18 protein-coding genes are annotated in these 20,994 nt (G+C 28.5%); 11 read left to right on the forward strand and 7 right to left on the reverse strand.

What is annotated here, in order from left to right; all coding sequences use genetic code 11:
• Window positions 1-5: 5 nt before the first annotated feature.
• Window positions 6-1,250: a restriction endonuclease subunit S gene (locus AW729_RS11375; RefSeq protein WP_335645365.1), complete on the reverse strand. Its 1,245-nt coding sequence runs from the start codon at window positions 1,248-1,250 to the stop codon at window positions 6-8.
• A gap of 525 nt (window positions 1,251-1,775) precedes the next feature.
• On the opposite strand from AW729_RS11375, the gene AW729_RS01630 reads away from it, so the two are divergent.
• Entirely contained in the window at window positions 1,776-2,981 is a 1,206-nt protein-coding gene (locus AW729_RS01630; protein ID WP_236951245.1) for an ATP-binding protein, read from the forward strand.
• 758 nt (window positions 2,982-3,739) lie between these two features.
• Here the strand turns inward: AW729_RS01630 and AW729_RS01635 are convergent.
• The 3 genes from AW729_RS01635 to AW729_RS01645 form a co-directional block, all read right to left on the reverse strand.
• On the reverse strand, window positions 3,740-4,156 hold the full coding sequence (locus AW729_RS01635) for a hypothetical protein (protein WP_112123446.1): 417 nt from the start codon (window positions 4,154-4,156) through the stop codon (window positions 3,740-3,742).
• Between the two features lie 378 nt (window positions 4,157-4,534).
• Window positions 4,535-4,738: a hypothetical protein gene (locus AW729_RS01640; protein ID WP_112123447.1), complete on the reverse strand. Its 204-nt coding sequence runs from the start codon at window positions 4,736-4,738 to the stop codon at window positions 4,535-4,537.
• 623 nt (window positions 4,739-5,361) lie between these two features.
• The gene (locus AW729_RS01645; RefSeq protein ID WP_112123448.1) at window positions 5,362-6,090 is read right to left on the reverse strand and encodes a hypothetical protein; all 729 of its coding nucleotides are present in this window, start codon (window positions 6,088-6,090) and stop codon (window positions 5,362-5,364) included.
• 516 nt (window positions 6,091-6,606) lie between these two features.
• Between AW729_RS01645 and AW729_RS01650 the strand changes: the two genes are divergently transcribed.
• The 4 genes from AW729_RS01650 to AW729_RS01665 all read left to right on the forward strand — a co-directional run bounded on the left by AW729_RS01650 (window position 6,607) and on the right by AW729_RS01665 (window position 11,770).
• On the forward strand, window positions 6,607-6,960 hold the full coding sequence (locus AW729_RS01650; protein ID WP_112123449.1) for a hypothetical protein: 354 nt from the start codon (window positions 6,607-6,609) through the stop codon (window positions 6,958-6,960).
• Window positions 6,961-6,979: 19 nt separating this feature from the next.
• Entirely contained in the window at window positions 6,980-7,426 is a 447-nt protein-coding gene (locus AW729_RS01655; RefSeq protein WP_112123450.1) for a hypothetical protein, read from the forward strand.
• A gap of 409 nt (window positions 7,427-7,835) precedes the next feature.
• The gene (locus tag AW729_RS01660; RefSeq protein WP_236951246.1) at window positions 7,836-8,501 is read left to right on the forward strand and encodes a site-2 protease family protein; all 666 of its coding nucleotides are present in this window, start codon (window positions 7,836-7,838) and stop codon (window positions 8,499-8,501) included.
• Between the two features lie 2,156 nt (window positions 8,502-10,657).
• Window positions 10,658-11,770 (forward strand): RNA-guided endonuclease TnpB family protein, encoded by a 1,113-nt coding sequence (locus tag AW729_RS01665; protein WP_112123451.1) that lies wholly within the window; start codon window positions 10,658-10,660, stop codon window positions 11,768-11,770.
• 325 nt (window positions 11,771-12,095) lie between these two features.
• On the opposite strand, the gene AW729_RS01670 is transcribed toward AW729_RS01665, so the two are convergent.
• Entirely contained in the window at window positions 12,096-12,281 is a 186-nt protein-coding gene (locus AW729_RS01670; RefSeq protein ID WP_162685727.1) for a tyrosine-type recombinase/integrase, read from the reverse strand.
• A 1,152-nt stretch (window positions 12,282-13,433) separates the two neighbouring features.
• On the opposite strand from AW729_RS01670, the gene AW729_RS11380 reads away from it, so the two are divergent.
• The 4 genes from AW729_RS11380 to budA all read left to right on the forward strand — a co-directional run bounded on the left by AW729_RS11380 (window position 13,434) and on the right by budA (window position 15,625).
• Window positions 13,434-13,655, forward strand: a complete 222-nt coding sequence (locus tag AW729_RS11380; RefSeq protein ID WP_204355187.1) for a hypothetical protein — start codon at window positions 13,434-13,436, stop codon at window positions 13,653-13,655.
• Window positions 13,656-14,140: 485 nt separating this feature from the next.
• Entirely contained in the window at window positions 14,141-14,263 is a 123-nt protein-coding gene (locus AW729_RS11620) for a hypothetical protein (protein WP_257791406.1), read from the forward strand.
• On the forward strand, window positions 14,260-14,385 hold the full coding sequence (locus tag AW729_RS11625) for a hypothetical protein (RefSeq protein ID WP_257791407.1): 126 nt from the start codon (window positions 14,260-14,262) through the stop codon (window positions 14,383-14,385). The genes AW729_RS11620 and AW729_RS11625 overlap by 4 nt, the downstream gene beginning before the upstream one ends.
• Before the next feature lie 439 nt (window positions 14,386-14,824).
• Window positions 14,825-15,625, forward strand: coding sequence for an acetolactate decarboxylase (budA, locus tag AW729_RS01680; protein WP_112123453.1), 801 nt, complete (start codon window positions 14,825-14,827; stop codon window positions 15,623-15,625).
• A 302-nt stretch (window positions 15,626-15,927) separates the two neighbouring features.
• On the opposite strand, the gene AW729_RS01685 is transcribed toward budA, so the two are convergent.
• Window positions 15,928-17,676, reverse strand: a complete 1,749-nt coding sequence (locus AW729_RS01685) for a hypothetical protein (protein ID WP_112123454.1) — start codon at window positions 17,674-17,676, stop codon at window positions 15,928-15,930.
• Between the two features lie 759 nt (window positions 17,677-18,435).
• Between AW729_RS01685 and AW729_RS01690 the strand changes: the two genes are divergently transcribed.
• A complete protein-coding gene (locus tag AW729_RS01690; RefSeq protein ID WP_112123455.1) occupies window positions 18,436-18,741 on the forward strand; it encodes a nucleotidyltransferase domain-containing protein in 306 nt (101 codons plus the stop codon).
• Complete coding sequence (locus tag AW729_RS01695) at window positions 18,734-19,102, forward strand: HEPN domain-containing protein (RefSeq protein ID WP_162685728.1); 369 nt, start codon at window positions 18,734-18,736, stop codon at window positions 19,100-19,102. Before AW729_RS01690 ends, AW729_RS01695 begins: the two co-directional genes overlap by 8 nt.
• A 1,064-nt stretch (window positions 19,103-20,166) precedes the next feature.
• Here the strand turns inward: AW729_RS01695 and AW729_RS01700 are convergent.
• A complete protein-coding gene (locus AW729_RS01700; protein ID WP_112123457.1) occupies window positions 20,167-20,985 on the reverse strand; it encodes a DUF4013 domain-containing protein in 819 nt (272 codons plus the stop codon).
• Window positions 20,986-20,994 lie beyond the last annotated feature (9 nt).

A 20,994-nucleotide genomic window follows, 5' to 3' on the forward strand; every position in this document is an offset into this window, starting at 1 on the left:
AAATACTAACAAAACATTTTAGATAATAATGATTTTTTCAATTGTTTATTTAGTACTATTTCCTTTTCTAGTAAATAATATTTTTTATCTATATTTGTTAGCAATGAAAATAGTTTATTTTCTTCCTCTTTATCTGTAGGAATATAAAAGTTAAACATGCCCATTTCTGAATTTTTTAAATTATTGATATTTGAACCAGCTATAATGTAGTATATGTTTCGTTTATATGTTTCTGTTCGAAATAAAAATTTACTTAGTTTGTTATTTGGCCTAAAAATACTGCAAAAAGCCCCTACTGTAATCGGTTCATTTATAATTATATTATATTCTGCACTTTTACCTACTAATTTTTTAGATCCGTTATTCATACAAATTACAATATCTTTTTTTTGGAGCATTAATTCGGGTTTAATATCTTTTGATACATATTGTAGTTCATCTGATGAAAAATCTAATTGATTTTCTTTAATATTGTTTGATCTTAATACAATATTTCCTTTTTCAACAACTTCTTCTTTATTATAACTTAATCCTCTATAAAAAGTTCCCAAATCATTTAATGAAACTTTTTTCCAATCATCTGGATAATTCTGTTTATCAAAAATATTTTTTATAGTTTCATTTTGATATTTTTTGACGAGCATCAATGTTTTTTCCATTAACTCAATTTTCTGATCTAAATAAGAAAATACTGAAGCAATTTTTTTTTGTTCGTTATTTGAAGGTATTTTGATTTTTATGGTTTTTAAATCATTAGAATTAATCGCAGGATAACTTGTTCCAGTACATCTTTTCATAACTTCGTTCAAGAATTGTTTTGTGTGCAGAAAATAATATAAATATTGTGAATTTTCTTTAGCTTTTATTTGAGCATAACCTGTTGAAGCTACATATGTTCCATCTAAATTAAAATAATAATTGTTTTGTTGATATGGTCTAACGGTAGCAAATAAAATATCTTTTTTATCTAATTTTCTTTGAGCTCTACTAGGTGCATCATTTTTACGTATTTTTTGAGCATCTGTTAAAATCCCCGAATTTACTGATTCTAAATCAATATAATTAAATACTTCGGGAACTTCTGTTTTTGGGTTAATTACACATACATCTTTAAGATATTTTTCTTCCCATTCCTCTTTAAAACGGTCATATCTTAGTTCAGGTATGTTTTGCTTATATATTAAATTTATTATTAAATTGTTATAAACTTCTTCAAAATAAGTTATCCAAAATAATATTATTTTTTCAATGTATTACAATCTATGGGGTATTTTTTATATAAAACCTCATTCCATTTTAATTTTAATTGTTTACACGTTGGTATACTTATTTTTATTAAAATAATTTTTCATTTTTTTCTCTTCGTTATATTTAACTATAACGAAGTAAAATTCCTATTTTTCTTGTAGTACAATTGGATTTATAGCATAAATTAGTATTTTTTCAAGAAAATGGGTCATTAATCACATATAACAGTTCAATCTATAATTTAACTAGCTGACAATAAAAATCTATTGGTTTTGCTGGAAAAATGTCTTGTCATGTTAGGTGGAAAAATACGTGAATTACGTACGGCCAAAAATCTTATCAAAATTCCTGCTATAGCAGATATTTTAAAAATAATTTTTTGAAAATACTCTTATGATAAAGATTTTATAAAATATTTATTAAAAACATTACTATACTAGAGAAATATTTATAATATATTAAAGAGATATATTATAATAAAGTATTAAAAAGAATATTTAAAAATAATTTCGAGTATTGGTGGTTTTATGATTAGACGGGAATTTTATCTTGAACAAATAAACGATGTTATGGATAGTGATTTTGTCAAGGTCTTCATTGGAATCAGAAGATGTGGAAAAACAGAATTGATGCTCAGTACAATCGATGAACTTAAACAAAAAGGAATCAAAGACGAAAACATAATATATATCTCCCTTGAAGATAGGAAATATTATGATATATATGACTATAAACAATTGGATGAAATCATTTACTCATTAGCAGAAAACAGTACGGAAAAAATATACATATTCATTGATGAGATTCAACAGGTAGATAAATGGGAAAAAAGCATCAATGGGTATAGAAAATCATTGAACTGTGATATCTATATAACGGGATCTAACTCAAAACTATTATCCACTGAATTATCAACATATCTGGCAGGAAGATACATTGAAATAAAGGTTTATCCATTTTCATATACTGAAGTCATCCAATTCAAACTACTAGAAGGCTTGACAATCAACGAAAAAGAAATCTTCAATGAATATGTGACATATGGTGGTATGCCGGGGTTACTTGCAGTGAATGAAAAAATGAAAACGAATGCATTGAGAGATATTTATAATTCCATAATAGTAGATGATATTCTGACAAGACATAGAATAGAAAAAGTGGACCTGTTTAAACGATTCATAAGATATCTGATGAATTCAACTTCACAAACATTTTCCAAAAAGAGCATACAGAATTACTTGAAAAACGAAAACATTAAAATGAATCCTGAGACAATTAACAATTATACTGATTACCTACAGGAGGCACTATTCATAGCCAGACTCAGACGAAAGGATCTTGTTGGAAAAAAGGAAATGAAAACCCAGGAAAAATATTATTTAACAGATCATGGTTTTCATCAGGCATTAATTGATGATAACAGCAAATGGATTCCACGAATCTTAGAAAACATAGTATATATGGAGTTACTTAGAAGAGGCTATGATGTACGTGTGGGAAAAGTATATGACCGTGAAGTAGACTTCGAATACAAGAAAGACAATCAAAAAAGATACATGCAAGTCACATATATGCTTTCTACAGATGAAACGATAGAAAGAGAATTCACGCCACTGGAAATGATACGTGATAACTATCCAAAATATGTGTTGTCACTGGATGAATTTGACATGTCACGTAATGGAATTATACACATGAACATTATAGACTTTCTTAAAAACAAGGAGATATAACCGGATTAATACATAACATGAATAGCATTTAATGATAAACAAGACTACATGTCATAATCCAGATTAACTGATAAACTTTTATATTTTTTTTGTCATTATCAATATTGTCAATTTATTATTGATAATATGGCCATATTCATTGACTATATTTTTATCTATTTTGGATATTATAATTTACTAGTTTTAGTGTTTATCATTTATTTTTATTGATGGTTATTTAAATTATTCATTGTTAGTATATAAATAAATAGTTTATACTTATAGTAGTATTAATTTTATTTAAAAAGTTAATATGTTATCATTTTTTTCTTATTTTTGATATTATTTGTTAAAAAGGAATCTTATTAAAATCAGACAATAATATACTGTAACAATGATACTTATTTATTCATCCATTTCATTCAATAAGAAATGCTTTACCTCGGATTTTATGATAAATGAAAATATGCAGTCAATTTCTTAGACATTTTTACTGATGTCTTTCATTTTTTCAATCAAATCACTATCGTTTCATTTATTCCTCATTCATCTGTTATGATATGCTTGTATTTATGGCGTGTTATTAATAGTGTTTCATATTGTGCTTGTAATAATATTGAATAATAAATTGATAATTAGGGATTCATATTCTTTACTGTTAAAATTATATTGACAGATAATTAACATGTATCAAGTACATTATTATAAAATAGTTCAAGTTAACATTTTTTGATGTTGCATTTAAAAAAAAAGTTTCAACGGATAATATTCATATTATATTATCCGAATACATATTCACCACTTTGCATATCATAAAAGCGATATGCTCCATCACTATCCAAGTGTCTTTTTGCTATTCTTCCTGTTGATTTTTGTTTTAAATATACATCTTTATTAGTCATAAACTGTTCTAAACCACTATCTTCACCTAGATAATTCTTGTTTCTATATGTTATTTGATTGCCCTCAATATATCCGTCATCATCCGTATCAATACTTTGGCTTTTTTGACTGGCAGTAGCTGATTTTTCCGTCGTGGCATTTTTAGTGGTATTGTTATTTGTCATATTTTGGGTTGTATTGTTTTCCTTGGAATAACCTGTATTTGATTGGTTAATGTAAATCAACGTACCACAGATTATCGCTATTACTATGACAAGTGTTATGCATATTATCGTTAATTCTTTTGTTCTCATATACTTACACCTATAATTTTTGAATCTCTGGATTCACTTTATCATATTATATTCTCCATCTTATCAGTTAATAACTTAACTAATATCCGCTAAGTAATCATGTCAAGAACTTAAAGACAATGTGGTTATTACAAAAAAATATGAATATGCTACCAATTAATTTCCAATAAATACAAAGAGTTAATATAAATAAAATCATATTATTATTATATAAATAGAATATTGTTTAATTTCTATGAAAAAACATGACGTCCCACACTAAAAAATAAGATGTGAGTCATGACATTATCCAAATTGAAAAACATAAAGCTTAAAAAAAAGAGGTGTAATTAAATGAAAAAAGGAAATATAATACTCCTCGTTACAATGCTTGTACTGCTACTGGTAGCAACAGCCACTGCAAGCAGTCAACCGGACAACACTAGTTGTTGAAGGGGTTGCTACATCTGCTGTAACAGAGTTATCAGCATCGGATAGTATTGTTGTATCTTCTGCTGTATCTGCTGCACTGATTGCCGTTATACCAGCTAGTAAAATTATTATGGTTGCTACTAGGAATATGCTTTTTATATTCTTTTGCATAGTATTATTCAACTCTCTAATGCTTTTAATAATAAAATCATTTACAAGAATATACTTATAATCATTTTATTATTGATTATATGATTTGTATTTTAAATTAGATAAATATTTTTTTTATCAGTCTAAATGTAAAGGGTAATAAATATTGTTTTAATCTATTAAAAGGAGGTTATTCTTTTTATTTTATTTGTTTGAATTTTTTTTGATTAAATGGGACTTAAATCTTTTTTCTATATTTGAATTAATATAAAGAGGGGATGAAGTCATGTTTTATCATTTAAATTGTTGTTGTGTAACTATGCATTTAAATGTGGTTATTTCAGGTATTTAATTGGATGGTGTTATCCATGATTTATTTGGCACTTTGGGGATATGCAGTTATATATTGCTTAATCTGGTGAATTATTTTACCAGTACTATGTTAAGTTACAATAATTTTTAATCATAATTTACATATAAATATGCTAATGTATTAACTTGATGATAATCTATGATTAAATTGATGAGGATTCCCTTGACAGGTATATTGTACTTCCCGGATTACGTGATGTTGGTAAATCCACTTTATGAATAGGTGAATGATTATCTTTTTTAAGAAAAATATGAAATAAGTGGAAGTATAATCACATGTCTTCCATTGAAAATCCTTTAATTTTAAGCGGATTTTTGGACAGATAGTCTCTTGCCTTATTTTCTATGCTTGATTTAACCTCACTTAAATTTTTATCCTTCAGGTAGTCATTGGCCTTTGACTCGATTTCCTCGGTAATGTTTTTTGCTTTTGATATGGAGTCATCGGATATGTTTTGTATGGTTGATAGGGTATCGTTTGAGTCGATCTTGTCCGGGTAAACCTTCTTGTATTCTACTGATCTGGCCATATGGGCGGCCATGTCCTTGTCGTTGCAGCAGATGAGGATATTGTCATTTGTTGTTTCATTATATAGTGGGATACAGTAGAAGTCTCCGTTATAGTGTACTGTGATAACATCAAATATCTTAATTTCAAATAATTCATCGGCACTTATCAGATAAGCTGTAAAGCCGTCAATGTCCTCTTTTTTTCCATTTTTTATCAGGTCATTGAGTGTGTTGTAGCCCATTTCGGTTATTTTTATTAGACTGTCATCGGCATTACTGTTATAGGTTACCAGTATTCCCTTATCCCAGTTCCATATTTTCAATCCATCAAATTCTCCATTGTACTTAGTTTGATTGTATGGAACTTCTATACTGGTACCGTTAGGTGTTATGTTAATTCTATCATATTTTACAGTGGTTAATATTACTATAAGACATATTGCAACTATTAGAATTATTATTCCAATAATGATTATTTTTTTGCGATCCATAACTATCACCCTCATGGTATTTTATTTAACCTAAAAACGGCTATTTTTCCGTAATAAACACCATGCTTTTTTCAGATTAGTTCTGGTATACCGGGAATAAACAAGCATTACCGTTAATTAATGATTGAATTTCATAGTATATATACCATTATATGAGGGAATATTTATTATGGATAATTTGGGTACAGATTCATAAACTCTTCAATTTTGTATTAGATATTCATTTTACGAAAGGATTGGGTGTCACTTTTGTAAAATGCCAATAATTTTTTTTGGGGGACATGCTTAAATTAACTATCCTCATGGTATTTGCCTGGACATTAACTGCTTTTTATCTATTTGACATGGTATTTTATATGCGGATAGTTGTGATTGTGTTTAATCAGTTATTTTTTTAACATTATTTTGTTTAATTTTTATCATTATTTATAAATATTTTTAATACTTTTCATTATTTTATAGAAATAATTATATATTGTTTATGATATATTTATTATTGGTGAACATAAAAATATCATGAAATATTATACGAAAATTCAAATAAACAACTCATTTTCAATTCCGGGGTTTGTGAAAAAAAATATAATACATAACAAAACAATTGCAAAATGGGTTATAGATAAAAACAATAATATAAAATTATTTTTTATAAGTAAGGATGATGGTCCATTCAAGGATTATGCCACTGATGAATGTACAGTTTTATTTAGAAGGGTACATAATCAATTAACCATCTCGATTCCAGTAGAAGTTTCAAATATCTTAAACTGTAAAAAATTTGACTGCATCGAATGGAACGTAAATCAAAAAGATATAACGATAAAATGCCATAAAAAACCTGCAATAAACGATATATCAGGACTATTTTAAACAAGGAGGTGAAAATGTAATGTTTAAGCTAATGGTTGACTCATCATTTATTCAAGCGTTAATATTCAAAAATCATCCGAAGCATGAAGTGGCTAGTAGAATGGCAGGGACCATTGATGACGAGGAATACCTATACCTGCCGGTATATGATTTAAACCACATCTTTAATGATATGGACAATATTCGCGATGAAAAGACACGGAAATTTTTTAAGAGCATCTGTGCTTCTACCAGACACATCAAGATAATCACAAGAAAAAATCAGAAGGATGCATATAAATTATATGAAACAAATGCCTCTTTAACATATGAACAATGTTTGACAGTTATTTTAATGAAGACAAACGACATGAGATATATTATTTCCTTCAACGAAAACTATGATCATGTTGAAAATATTACCCGTTTATTCGACGTTGACAAATATCATCCCCATAAACTAAATTATAGCAGATATATCGAATAAGTATTTCATATAATAACGACTTTCTTTTGAACCCTTTCTTTTCTTTTCTTTTTTTATCCACATTAGATGGTGTATGACAATTACCTTGCTATATGAATTGCATATATCTTTCTATTATATATTAAACATAATATCAAGTTATATTTGATAATTATGAACATAATGATAAGAAAATCTTTCTAAAAAAATCTAAACAGAATTGTTGCACATTCTCTTAAAAAGCTTAAACTCCCTAATAAACAAGATGCCTAAGCGTTACGCCACGTTAATGCTTATATGTAATCTTGGCATGTATAGTTATCTGTTGGAACTATCTATTTCTTTTATCTTTTTCGTTTGTATATCCTCATTAGCGTTTTATTCATTAATGACAATCATATAGTAATTGCTATCGGGATAATGAATTTATATGATTAATGCCATATATATGACTATGTACGAATTTACTATGCGTGAAAAAATAGGATTGACTATTTCATTTATCATACTTTCAATAGCCTTTGCAATATCTAATGTTAAAATAGATGTTCATGCTTTTATATCAATATTGCCGATTATCATGGTCGGAGTTGCTGTTGGTTTTATCTCCCGTGAATTGGGACAGAAGTTTGTGGCTAACAAGTATGGCTTAAAGGCTGAATTCAGGTTTTGGCCAATAGGACTAATGATTGCAATTGCCAGCTCATTTTTTGGAATGGTATTTGCTTTTATCGGCGAGGTTAAGATTTACGCGGATGATCTGTCCGATGAGATTGCCGGCCGTATTGCTTGTGCAGGGCCGATGGCTAATATAATCTGGGCCTTGGTGTTTCTGGTGATTGCCGTATTAACAGCTCCCCTTAAACCTTACTCTAGGATTTTTGAGTTGATATTTCTCATCGCGGGTACGGGTTACTCTGTTAATAGTTTCCTGGCAGCCTTTAACATGATTCCTGTTTATACTTTAGATGGGCTAAAGGTTTTCAAGTGGAATGTCGGCGTTTGGCTTATCATTTTTGCCATAGCAGTCACCATGATGCTATTATCTATTGTTATCGGCGTTGAGAAGATGGTTATGATGATTATCACAGGTTAATCATGGGATTTTCCTGTTGATTTATATCTTTCCATATTCATTTTTTTTTTGCTTGTAGTATTGGACAAAAAACAGGTTTATTGTCCATTATTTATTAAACTTTGATTATGTATAATATAAATTATCTTATTTTTCCGTTAACTATTTTTTATATCTTCAATTCCCGGTTTAAATAATCCTCTTTCTATATATGCTTCAGTTAAAACTTTACATTGGTCATAAATAATAATTGGATTATCATATTTAACTTCCTGTTTTTTTTAAGTTTTTATCAGCTGATATTCTGCATCTTCTGATGATTGGGAAAACTTCGGATAAATTTTAATATATGAATAGCCTAATTTCCTTGCAATTACACATACTTGTTTATAACTGTATTTTATTTTGTAATAGTCTTCAATTATAAAATCTATCATCTTGGTTTGGAAGATAGTATATGATGAATAAATGATTAGTTATATATTTCTTATTAGAAAGTAATATGAGAATCAATATCATGTGGGTGATTAAAATGAGAGAGTGCAACAAACAGGAAATTAGTATATCTTGTTATTCAACACTACAACCTATCGAATTATTTTTTCAATTTTTCAATTTTAAAATAATTACTATCCCAATACTTGTTTGTTCTTTTAATTTCTAGGACCGGTATTCTTAACATATTCTATAGTGATGTGAGTTGTACATATCAAGAATGACTTTCAATTGTAACTATTATCTCATCCAGAATATCCAAATGAATCCTTGACACATAAACAATAATGTACTGGTTTAACTGGGACATTTTAAAATTATGTACATACAATTAGCATTGTTCCCACAAAAAACAGTATCCTATTAAATTTTGTACCCTCAATAGACAATTGTACCCCCAATAAATACCTTCAATTTATTAATGTTTAAGTCACCTACACTTCAATTAACACATCAACCTGATTAACATACAATACATAGGTACACAAAACCAAAACGTTACCACAAAAAGTAGTATTCTATTAAATATTGTACCCCCTATAATTCAATTAATTAATGAATATTCAAGTCGCCCATTTTAAAGTTACCAACAAACACGATTTACAAATAAATGCATAAGTACACAATTCCAAAATGTTCCCACAAAAATAAACATATACACCTCCCTTTGAACCCACAAAACTAAAACGTTCCCACAGAAAACAGTATTCTATTAAATTTTGTACCCCCAATACACAATTGTTCCCACAATAAATACCATCAATTTATTAATGTTTAAGTCACCTACACTTCAATTAACACACCAACCCGATTAACATACAATAATAGGTACACAAAACAAAAATGTTCCCACAATTAATTTAAACACATGAAATGACATATTAATTATGTGGCAATTCCATTTTTCACAAAAATCAACATATGATTAACTAGACAATAAAAAGAATATAAGTTGTAAACATTAATGTAACAAGATTATTTTTTTTATTAATGTGATAATATTCACATGTTCCTCTTTAGTAAACATATGAAACATCTTAATAATCTATTTGATCCGGATTATGAAATATTGTGTTGGACTTCAGGGCCAGATATGCTTTTTCTGATGACTTTTATATTTTACTTTAATATACCCGTATAACGAAGTAAAAATCAAACAGTCACCCCCAACTTGAAACACCAACATAGCAAAAAACAAGAAAAAACACTGAAAACATCAAAAAATTACCACCACATATACATGTCACAAAACAAAACATGAAAACTAAACCCCCTAAAAGAAAAATGAAAATAGAAAAACCAAAATAAAACATTGAAAAACCAGTTCTCTTACATTACCCTCTCCAGTAAATTAGCTCATTTATAAAAAATATGATAAAAAAATATAAACAGACTAAACACACACATATTTTAACTACACAATTAAAATAAAGAAAAATAGAATAACTACGAAAAAATACTAGAAAAAATACAAAAAAATAAAGCATATACAATCAATTTACAACATATCATCCTTTAATTGTATTTGGGCTCTGTAGAAATCCTATGAAAAAACAATTAAAAGTAATACTTTTATCAAAATATTTATATACTACTTTAAATAAAATTATTAACTATACCATTAGTAATATTTTATTATATATATTTAATATTTTATTATTTTTGGTGTGTAGATAGTTGTTATGTATAAGAGTTTTGTTGTTCGTATTTATCCTGATGAGGTTCAGGAGAGTTTTTTTATTAATCAGTTTGGTTGTTGCCGTTTTGTTTTTAACACTTTTCTGGATGCTAAAAAGACAGTATACTCAGATAATGGAGAGTATTTGTCTTTTTATGATTGTTCGACTATGTTGACTGAGTTGAAGAAGTCTAAGACGTGGTTAAAACGAGTTGATTCACAAGCTTTGATTGAATCGTTGAAAAATTTAGAAAATGCTTTTGACAGATTTTTTAAACACCTTAGCAAGTATCCACGCTATAAAAGTAAGTATAATCCGGTACAATCTTATAAAACCAATAATATCAATAACAACATCAGAATTGAGGGTAAACGTATTCGTCTTCCTAAGGTGGGTTGGATTCGATTTCGTACACATCAAAAGATATCCGGCAAAATACAATCTGTCACTGTTAAACAAAAAGCATCCGGTAAGTATTTTGTTTCTATTTTATGTAAAGATGTCACAAGGCATGTTTTTAAGAGTAATGATCGTAGTTGTGGTATAGATTTGGGAATATCACGTTTTGTCACAATAAACACGGGCGAAATAATACATTTCCCACAACAAAACAAGATCATACAATTAGACAAGAAAATACAAAGATTTCAAAGAAAACTATCCAAAAAAGAAATTGGCAGTAAAAACTACAATAAAATCAAAAAGAAGATAGCCTTAGCATATGAAAAAAGACATAACATACTAGACTATCATTTCTATAAGATAGCACAACGATTAACAGAAAAATATCACGTAATCTCTATGGAAACACTAAACATTAAAGGCATGCTAAAAAACAGCAGACTATCACGAAGTATACAAGAAAAATCATGGCACATGTTCATCAGAATACTAGAACAAAAAGCATACGAACACGGACGAAAACTAATACACATAGACCAATGGTACCCATCCAGCAAAACATGCAACAACTGTAAATACCACAAAGAAGACCTAACACTAAACAACCGAACATGGACATGCCCCCTATGTGGTAATAGACATGATAGGGACATTAATGCTGCTAAAAATATACATCAGGAAGGATTAAAAATAATTAATCAAATACAATATTGATTACTATATTTATTTATATGAACCGAGGGTTTCCCGGGGATCGCCTGTACCACTTACTATGCTGCGTTGGCGGCAATTAGGCAGGAATCAAATGACAAATACAATTACTCAATATGAGTGAGAATTGTATATTGATGAAGAAAGGATAATATTGAAATAGAATATATTCCCTCTGTAAAAAATTATATTTGAGTTATTACTCATACTTCACTCAAAGCAAGGTTTTCTACAGAGCCTGTATTTGATATAACTTAATACAGACTAAGAAATAATTAGTTTGATGTGGAGATTAGACTTCTCCACAACACATTTTATTTTGATTTATTTATATTGTTTCTAGTTTTTTGAATCTTTCGATTACTTCTTTTTCTTTTAAATTTGTGTATATCTGTGTTGTTTGTATGTTTTCATGTCCTAGAAATTCTTTTACATAGTTTATTTCATTGTTTTTTAGTGCTTCTATTGCAAATATGTGTCGTAGTTGTGTGGTTTCAGATTTTCCGAATAGCACTGGTATTTTTTTATTATTTTTATTTGATGAATTTATTTGAGATAAGTATATATATTAATAAATTAGATAATATTAACCATACTAATGACTTTCAGATAAATGGTGGAAAGCATAGTAATTAAGTGGAATGTCTATGTTAGAATCTATTTATAGATTCTTATAACATGGCATTTAAAAAAATATAATTTTTTACTTTTATTTAGTAATTATAATTTTTAGATAAGTATATATACTTATTAATTAAATATTATTAACCATACTATTGACTTCAGTAGGTGGGGTCAACATAGTATTTAAGGTGTAAAAAATGTTTTTTATGAATCTTTAATTAGATTCATTTAAGAATAACATTTTTTTAGATTAAAATTATTTTTAACATTATTTTTAACATCAAATTTTAACAATTTAAGGTTATTATTTATTTTTTCAAAAATTATTAGTACTATTTATTAAAAAAGTAATACTGTAGGTTAATGATAATCATCTTTTGTTTTTAATATAATATTAATACACCTTAATTATATTTTAAACATCTTTCACAGACTATTAAGGAGGTGAAATATGTTTGATCCCACCTATCAAGTTTTGACATTAACATTAATGTTACTTGAAATTTTAAAGGAAATAATTTCTTTATACAAAATATTGAAAGAATAACCTCTCCTATTCTTTAACTAAAAAATAGTCAAACGACACAGGATTCTGATTATATCTACACTTCATATAGTAACTACAACTATTATTTTTTACAAATTTTTTATTCTTGCATTATCTTTCTATTTTTTATATTTATTATATTTGTTCGAATATTATATTAATATACGACAAAACAACACAAAACACACCCACAAAATAAACAAATCACCAAAAACATACCCCACAACACAAATCATAGAAAAAAATGCATGACATTTAACTATAAAAGAACAAAAAGATATCCATGATTCTTATTTAATAAATAAACAAGTTCCCTCTATCCTTCCTGTATTTGCATATGCTTATAAAAAGTAAATATAAATCAAATCAGTTATTTATAGAAGAAATATTAAAAAAATAGTTTTAAAGAATAAGTAGGTTATATCATCATAATTGTTGCACACTCTCAAAATAGTTAGAAAAAGTTTTAATGAAAAATTAAACGATTCTAAGGATATGCCTAAGATTGTAACTGTTGTTGATGAAAAAAGTATAGAACGTTATGGTGGAAAACATATGTTAATTGCCCCACCATTGGATTATAATAGTTTAATGAGCGAAATACCTGAGGGTAAGGTAATCACGATTACTCAGATAAGACAATATTTGGCAGATAAGTATGATGCTGATTTTACCTGCCCATTAACTGTGGGAATTTTTATTAGTTTGGCTCTCTAGCTAGTAATGAAAGATCTGCTGATAAGATTCCTTTCTGGAGAACCCTTAAGAAAGATGGTGAATTAAACTCTAAATATCCTGGTGGTATTGAATATCAGAAGGAAATGTTGGAAAAAGAAGGTCATACTTTCATTACTCGTGGTAGAAAGAATATAAGGTATTTTGTAGAGGATATATGAATAGTTACATGAATTTTAATCATTTCAAAAGATTATCAAGTACAATTTTTAAAAAAGTAAAAAAAGAGTTTGATTATTTTAATTCTATTTTTCAATAGGTTTTTTATAGTATAATAGGGCTGCTATACCAACCAGTGCAGCTATTGTTGTAAGTAATCCTGCTTCTGGACCAAAAGCATTAGTCCTAAGAAAAAGTAGTGTGTTTGACTTATTGACATGAATGAAGCAACTTTCAGTCCACTAACATTTAATCCATAGAAGTATGATAGTATAAAGTTCCATGATCCATGGAAAGCACAATCTAAAATGACAATTAAAGTAATAACAGATTACATAAGTGATTCAACCATGAAACTAAAACACCACATGCACACATCAGAAGCACAAGAAAAATACAAAGACAGGATGCCAAATGTAGAACCAAGATGACATACAACAAATACACACTAAAATACAGACAATACCACGTAAAAGGCATAAAAAGTGTAAAAACAGAACAAATACTCATAGCAACAGCACAAAACATGATAAAATTACACAATATGGAATAAAACCTACTAAAAGAAAACACAATATCCATAGAAGGATAAAAACTAAAAATACAAAAAAATAAAAATATAAATATATCCAGGTCAATTCTGACCAATATGACAACCATAACTAACTTTCAAAATGTGATTGTTGCACACCCTCAGATACAAAAAAATACTTTGATAATTCCTTCAGTTACCCCATATTATTTGAAAGGTATGATGATTAACCACCCCAATAATCAGGTACACATTAAATAATAATAATCATATTATATCAATAAAATAAAAACATGCCATCACATCTACATCTCTTTGCTTTTCTATAAATAATTAAAATATTATAGTGACACAAGATGTGAAAACAAAGCCTTCCCAAATCAAATAAAAATATAACCAACAAAACACAAAAATAATTATACAAAATCATTTGTTATTATTTATTGGAGGTATAAATCATATGTTAAATAAAAAATTACTCTTAATTTCAATCTTCATAGCTACTTTATTAACCATAGCAGCCGTTAATGCTGATGAAAAATTATTAATGCCTGATGATAGTATGCATCAAGTATCCCTAATGCAGTCATTCATGCATGGAGCATATGACGGAGTTCTCAGCGTTGGAGAATTAAAATCAAATGGAGATACGGGTCTTGGAACCTTTGAAGGTGTAAACGGTGAAATGATTGTTTTAGATGGAAATGTATATCAGGCACGTGCCGATGGTAGTGTTCACGTCATGCCCGATAATGAAAAAGTACCATTTGCAACGGTAACCCATTTCGACAATGATGCAAATATAAACAATATTTCAGCAAAGAATTTTGATGATTTAACAGGTAAACTAGATAATGAAATTAAGAAATATGGAAAAAACAATATGTATGTTGTTAAAATCAAATGTAACTGTTCCAACATAACAGTTAGAAGTGTTGAAAAACAAGAAAAACCATATAAGGAGTTTACCGAAGTAGCCGCTGTAGATCAAAAAGTATTTAACTACACAAACCAAACAGGAACACTTATTGCAATATATTTCCCGGAATATATGAATGAAATAAATATGCCTGGCTGGCACATCCACTTCTTAAATGACGCCAAAGATAAGGGCGGTCATGTATTAGGATTAACAATCGAAAATGGTACAGGTCAAATGGATGAAATCCATGAATTTGACATGGATTTACCAACAACAGATACCTTTAAAAACATGGATTTTTCAGAGGATATGAGTCAAAAAATCAACAGTGTTGAATAAAAACATAATCCTACTGGAAAATCATAATTAATAGAAAAAATCTAATCCTATTTTGAATTGGTGGATTCTAGGCCGATTCAAACCAATGCAATTAATCCATGATAAAAATTCATATACAGATAGCATACAAGCTATTGTACAGTAATGATAATAATCTCTCCACCAATTATTTTTTTTTGATACAATCAAAAACAGAATTCATCACCTAAAAATACTTCAAAATAAAACTATCCTACCTTAACCTAAAAAAAAATTATATTGGGGGGTGAGAAGTTAAATCAGATGTGTACTGATTCAAGGAGTTATTCTTTCGCAACGGCTAATGTTGCCTCAGCGGTTAATTTTTCACCACTAGTAGGCATGTAAGTAGCTGTAATATTGTAGTTTCCTATTTTCATAGTAGTTGGTATGATGTAATTAACATTTACCTCTCCGTTTACTACTTTACCATAGATTACTTTGCAGTTTGAGTCTTTTACCGTTTTACCATTGATTTTAAATATTACTTTTCCATTATTGATTGTGTTATCGTTTAGTGTTGCTGTTAATGTGATTTCTTCACCAGTGGTTGCTGTAATGTCACTTGTCGTTAATGTTAGCTCTGCAGGTGTTACTTTTATTTCTGTTTTTTCACTGTTTAAGCTTTCAAGTTGGGTTGATCCTGTGTATACTGCCTGTATAGGTGTATTGTTTTTAGTCCAGTCATCTGGTATGGTGTAGTTTTCTATAGTTGCAACTCCGTTAATTACTTTAGCATAGATTACTTTGCCGTTAGAGTTTTTTAGTGTTTTACCGTTTACCTTGAATGTTATTTTTCCTTTGGTGATGTTGGTTGCTAATTCTTCTTCATATTCATTTCCATAGTATATGCTTGCTGTTATTGTGGCAGATTGTCCTAATGTGAATTCGGTTGTATCTACTTTTATAGTGTATTCTTTTGGTGGCATCTGATCTACTTTCAATGCGGTTGTCGTGGTACTGTTAATGTAATTGTCTGTTTTTGTAAATGATGCGGTTATTGTGGTTTCCATTTCATCTGTGAATGTGTATGTGGTTGTTGCCTGTGAATTTTCAACGTTTACTGTATCAATTACTGTTCCATCAGCGAGTGTGAATGTTACTTGTCCTTCATTTATGATACTGTTGTCTTCACTGGTTAAAGTAGCTGTAATAGTTGTAGGTATTGTTACTACTGTATTTATTTCATCCATTGCTATTGTTGTTTTATTCCTGTTTTTAACTAGAGCTTCTGCAGAAGATGATGCGTATGTGTCATCTCCATTATAGGCTGCTATTACATTTATTGGATCTTCTGATTGAATGGCAGTAGGCATAGTCAATGTACCATTTTCATTAGAAATCATAGCAGGATACTGTATTTGGCCTATAGTAAGTGCTATTGGTGCACCAGATACACTGTTTCCATCTTCATCTTTTACCTGTGCTGTAACATTGATTACAGTTCCGCTTGTAATGGAATCCGGTACTGTTATGATTACTTCAGTATTGATTTTTCTAATCTGAGCAGTGTTTTCAGTAGTACTTGACTGGTAGTAATCAGAGGTTAATGTTGCAATAATATTTCCACTGTATTCTGATGTGAATATGTACTGTGTGGTTGCTGTTCCGTCAACGATATCTGCTGTGGCTAATGTATCACCTTGTTCGTTAGTGAATGTGATTAATCCACCATCAATGTTTTCATCATTAATATCTTTAACATGAGCAGTTAATTGTACTTCATCACCTATTCTAGCATTCACTTCATCTACTGCAATATTTGCAACACCAGTCTCAATTGTTAGTGTTGTTATATTACTTTTAATATTATACATCACTTTTCCTTCATACAATACACGTAATGTTGGATTATCCAGCATAGCAGCTGTAATAATAGTTGTTACATTTGCAGTATTATCTGTTACTGGAACTGAAATGTTTTTATCAGCAAATTGGAATGAAATGTTACCTTCATCAACTACATCAGTACTGTTGATTCTGGCGTTTATGGTTATTTGCTCTCCTACTTTGCTGCCACTTATATCACCCAATACAATCCTACCTGTTGATTCAATGGTATTGAAATCTTTAGTATTCTTTTTAGTTTGATATTTTTCTGTTGGATAATACCATACTTTAAGAGTCTTAGCATAAGCATATCCTGTACCTGTAGCCGTATTATATGTGAAATATGTGCTTGCTTGTCCATTATTTAAGGTTAATGTCTCATATGGTAAGTCATCAACCCATATTTCAACATAACCTAAAATAAGCTTTAAATTAAAATTAAACCAACCTGAAATTCAACAGCAACAATATAATTTTACATAATAGTGATACATACTTCTTTTTATTCTTTTATTCATTTTATGATTATATAATCTTGTTTTTTCTATTTTAAACTTTCACTTCTTTCATTTTTATATTTGAATAAATAATTTTTTATAAAGATCTTCTGTCAGTTAATGTGTTTACATTTATTTGTGGGAACAATTTAGAATTGTGTACTCTATCATTAAAAACTTTTTAAATTAGAAGACTATATCAAAAGCAAGAATACACAAACTCGGCAACGAAAAAAAAAACATAGCAATGAATTAAACAACTCCAAAAAAGTAAACAAAAATGAAGATAAAGGAAAACAACTACAAAAACATGCTAAAGAGATTTACAATTTGAGCTTTATGGATAGAATACTTGGAAGATACACTTGAGGATATAAAAAAAATTGAAGATTAATTTTACAATAGGGAAAATTTTTTATCATATTATTGAAATAAAATATTATAAGAATAATATGGTGATTGTTTATGAATAATAGATTAGAAATTGCTTATGAGTTTGCAGAAGCAATCAATTCAGATAAAATCTTAAAAATTATATTATTTGGTTCTGTTGCTCGTGGTGATGATACGGATGATTCTGATATAGATATTTTAATAATATCTGACTATATGAATGAAATCTGGGATGATATTGCCGATTTAATTGGTGAATTTGTTCTTGAAAAACAAGAATTGATTTCTGCTCATATAATGACTACTGACCGATTTAATACAACACAAAATTATTCCTTTTTGTCAAATGTATTGGAGGAGGGAGAAATACTTGTCTGAAATTGATGAATATATGGATAAAGCAAATGATAAATTGATTTCAGCTAAGGCATTGTATGACATTGGACAATTTGCTACTAGTGTCAGTGCATGTTACTATTGTATGTTTAATACCGCTAAAGCATTACTTATTATAAAAGGATTTAAACCTAAAACTCATAAGGGCGTAATTTCATTATTTGGTCAAGAATATGTTTTAAATGACTCTTTTGATAGAAGAATTTCAAAATATTTATCAAGTACACAATCTTTAAGGGAATCTGCTGATTATGAGGCTGTAGATAATATTAATGAAAATATAGCATATGATTCTATTGTTAATGCCGAATTATTTATGAAAGAAGCTAAAAAGTTTTTATAATTACTTTTTAGCAAATTTAATATATTACTCTTTTTGTTTATTTCTCATTTAAGCTTTACAATAATCCCCACTACACATACAATAACAAAGCACTACATAGATGAGAACAGAAAACTCTGGAAATATTTGTACAATAGTTACTGTATATATCATATATTTCTTCTGAAACAATGAGCAACAAAACATAACTCCGAGTTAACAATATCTTTAAAAAACAATCAATAATTAACAGTATTTAAATAAAGCATCAAAATATAATAGTAACAGATAATTAAATTAAATGATAATCTCTAATTAAATATTTTTAAAGAGATACTCATGTCTATTTTCTATCAATTTATGTGTTTACATTTATTTGTGGGAACAATTTAGAATTGTGTGCCCATATACATTTATGATAACCAGACAAATAAGTAACTTAAATAGTCATTTAAGTATAAATAATCGGATTAGATAATTATGATAACTATTTGGATGTTAAATGTGGGTACGATAATGATTTGTGGGAACATTATTTAATTTATTGATACAATTGTAGGAACATTATTAAATCTATCGTTAGGTTCAATGGCAGGATGTATTCCAAATTTTTGTAAAATAGAATACAATAAACTGTGTGAACAAACTGATTTGTGTGTACATATTTTATTCTTTTATGCTGTGGGAACAATGTGGTTTTGTAGGTACATTGCCTTTTGTATGCACATAATAATAAAATGTGTCTCGGTACCATTAACTACTAGTATATGTGTCAAAGATTCATTTAAGAGACTTTGATGATATGATAGTTACAATATAAACTCAAAAATTAATGCACTACTTCAAAACACTGCAATACATGGTAAAATAAATTACCCTGACTATAAAACAAACAGATAATTGAATATTAATTATTTTAACGTAAAAATAGATTACATTAATGCGTGGAATACGTGTTGAAGAAGATTATTATATCCTCAATTGTTCTGCACTCCCAGAATATTCATAAAAAAAGGTGGTTATTTAATTCACTCTCGTGAATCAAATTTTAATTTATTGGATTTTTTCATATTGTTTGCAAGGATTTAGCCTTCATTATATATTAATCCTATGGCCCTGGCCATGAATGTAAGTAGATATGCATCAACTATAAATGATGCAATGATTCTACCTATATATGGAATAAGCGTTATAACACTTGATATAATTCCAATGACTATCACTGTCAGCAATGCGAGTATAATAAATACGATGTAGTTGCTCCAGCCGATACTGTTTATTTTTGATATCACTGCCGGTATATTCAATGCAGCAAGTATATCCTCTGTTTCTGCAAGTATGCCTAGTGATATGTTTGATAACAATGAGAATATCACGTATAGTATGAAACAGAATATTGCCAGTATTCCTATACTGATTACAAAGTCATGTATTAGGTTTTGTGGAATACTTTGAATAACAACTGAATTTGTTGCATTTACTGTAGTGTTGATTGTTGAGTTTGCATTCATTGTGCTGATTGCATTTATGATTTTTCCAAACTTATCAAATACGCCCAATGGGATGGATAGTATCAGTGTTATTAATGCAGGTATAATCAGATATATAAACTGTACTATAATGCTTTTTATACCTAATATCAGGTTTTCAACCGGATCAAGCATTGGTATTTCGGATGAGCCTGAAATGCTTTCTTTTACAATGCTTATGAATATGCCGCCGATAATGATGATTATCAGGATATTGATTAGGTGCATTAATAGATTTACATATGTATTATTGCTGTTTAAGGCAATTTGTTGAACTACACCAGTTAATAGAAATACTATGCATATTATCAGCCAATTTTTCATGTTATCGATAGGATAATGAAGGGCTTCCTTTATTATTTCAATAGCATCCATAGCTTTTAC

Source organism: Methanosphaera sp. BMS (genome assembly GCF_003268005.1).
Taxonomy (GTDB): Archaea; Methanobacteriota; Methanobacteria; order Methanobacteriales; family Methanobacteriaceae; genus Methanosphaera.